The 2,460-nt window shown below is 68.8% G+C and carries 3 protein-coding genes; all 3 read right to left on the reverse strand.

Going from position 1 to position 2,460, the window contains the following annotated elements; translation table 11 throughout:
• Positions 1-546 (reverse strand): LemA family protein (locus D3H34_RS31750; RefSeq protein ID WP_147400550.1); only part of this gene is annotated, 546 nt, incomplete at its 3' end.
• 75 nt (positions 547-621) lie between these two features.
• Entirely contained in the window at positions 622-1,026 is a 405-nt protein-coding gene (locus tag D3H34_RS31755) for a group II truncated hemoglobin (protein WP_119558772.1), read from the reverse strand.
• Between the two features lie 90 nt (positions 1,027-1,116).
• On the reverse strand, positions 1,117-2,460 hold a 1,344-nt coding region (locus D3H34_RS31760; RefSeq protein ID WP_119558773.1), incomplete at its 5' end, for an ABC transporter permease.

Raw genomic sequence — 2,460 nt, forward strand, 5'->3', positions numbered from 1 at the left:
CTCGAGCATCGCGGCCTCGGCAAAGCCCAGGCTGCGCGCGAGCAGCACTTCGGGAAACTGGCTGGCGTTATTGTTGAATTCGAGCACCTGGTCGTTATAGGCCTGGCGCGCAAAACCGATGCGGTTCTCGGTGCTGGTGATTTCTTCGCTCAGGCGCAGCATGTGGGCGTCGGCCTTGAGCGCGGGATAGGCTTCGCTGAGCATCATCAGCCGGCCCAGCTGCGCGCCCAGCGCCGATTCGGCCTGCGACAGCAGACCGATCGCGGCCGCGTCCGCTGGCCTGGCGCGCGCCTGGTCGGCCGCGCTGCTGGCCGCGCCGCGCGCGCGGATCACGGCTTCGAGCGTGCCGGCTTCATGGGCCATGTAGCCGCGCGCCACTTCGACCAGGTTGGGCACGAGGTCGTGGCGGCGCTTGAGCTGCACATCGATCTGCCCGAACGCATTGGCGATGCGGTTGCGCGCCACCACCAGGCGGTTATAGGCCATGACCGCCCAGGCCACGATGCCCACTGCCACCACCAACACTGTCCAGCCGATCACGCCCATAAATGCTCCGGTACGGTTTGTATCAAACAGTTAAGACCGCCATGGTAACCAAGCCGCGCCAGGACGCAAGATCGCTCAGCCGCCTTGATTTCTCATCCAGTCGGCCGTGCCCATGAAGCTGTTGACCAGGCGCAGGCGCAGCGCCTCGGGCACCTCGGTCTCGCGCATCGCCTGGTCCATGCAGGCCACCCACTGGTCGCGCTCGCGCACGCCGATGGCGAACGGCATGTGGCGCATCTTCAGCCGCGGATGGCCGAAGCGGCTCTGGTAATGGTCGGGGCCGCCCATCCAGCCGCAGAGGAACCAGAACAGCTTCTGGCGCGCGCCGTCGAGCTCGGAGCCATGGGCCGCGCGCAGTTCGGCATAGCCGGGCTCTAGGTCCATCAGGTCGTAGAAGCGGTCGACCATGCGCTGGATCGCGGGCTCGCCGCCAATCCATTCAAAGGGGGTGTCAAAAGGCGGTTTGTCTTCAATCTGCATGGCGATCAGGCGCTGGCGGGCAGCGCGTTCAGGAAACGAAAGGCGAGCCGCAATTGTCCCGCAGCACGGGCCGCAGCCCGCGCAGCAGGTCTATTCCGCCGCCTGGCGCAAGGTGGTCATCACCGGCCGGCGCAGCACTTCGCGCAGCCCCCACCAGCCCGCGAGCCAGGCGAGCACCGCGCCGGCCAGCGCGCCGCCTATGGGCACCCAGGGCGAGGCGCTCCAGGCGAAGTCGAACACATAGCGCGCCAGCGCCCAGCCCACGGCCATGGCCACGCAGCTCGCGAGAAAGCCGGCGAGCAGGCCCACGCCCGCGAGTTCGGCGCGCTGCACCTGGCGCAGCAGGCTGGCGCGCGCGCCGACGGCACGCATGATGGCGTACTCGCGCGCGCGCTCCTCGCGCGTCGCCGTGACGGCCGCGAACAGCACCACCAGGCCCGCGGCCAGCGTGAAGATGAACAGGAACTCGACCGCGCGAATGACCTGGTCGAGCACCTGCTGCACCTGCGCCAGCGTGCTCGCCATGTCGACATTGGTGATGTTGGGAAACTGGCGCACCAGCGCGTTGTCGAAGCCCGGCGTAGCCGGCGCGCGGTAGGCCGCGAGGTAGGTCACGGCCACGCCGGGCAGCTGCTCGACCGGGTACATCGCGAAGAAGTTGGCGCGCATCGAACCCCAGTCGACCTTGCGCAGGCTGGTGATGCGGGCTTCGTTGCGCACGCCGCCGATATCGAACGTCAGCCGGTCGCCGAGCTTGAGGCCCAGCGTCTCGGCAATGCCCTCCTCCAGGCTGATCGCGTCCTTTTCGCCGGGCGTCCAGCGGCCCGCGACCACGGGGTTGTGCTGCGGCGCCTGCGCGGCCGTGGACAGGTTGAACTCCCGGTCCACGAGGCGCTTGGCGCGGTCTTCGGTGTAGTCGTCGGGATGGACATCACGGCCGTTGACCTGCACCAGCCGGCCGCGGATCATCGGATACCAGTCGTAGCGCGCCACGCCCTGGTCCTTGAGCACTTGCTGGAAGTCCTGCGTCTGGTCCGGCATGATGTTGATCACGAAACGGTTGGGCGCATCGGGCGGCGAGGCCGCGCGCCAGCTGCCGATCAGATCGGTGCGCAGCAGCACCAGCAGCACCAGCGCCAGCAGGCCCACGGCCAGGCTGCTGACCTGCAGCACGGCATACACGGGCCGCGCCGAGATCTGGCGCGTGGCCAGCACCAGCCAGCGCGGCGCCGTCGATTCGTTGACCATGCGCCGCAGCATCTTCACGGCCAGCCAGGCCAGGCCCGCGAACAGCAGCACCGCGGCGCCGAAGCCGCCGACCGCGATCAGGCCCAGCTTCAGGTCGCGGCTCACGGCCAGCAGCAGCGCCGCAAAACCGGCCACGCCCAGCCCCAGCACCAGCCACGAAGCCGGCTTGATCGCGCCGAGGTCGCG

The organism is Acidovorax cavernicola (genome assembly GCF_003581445.1).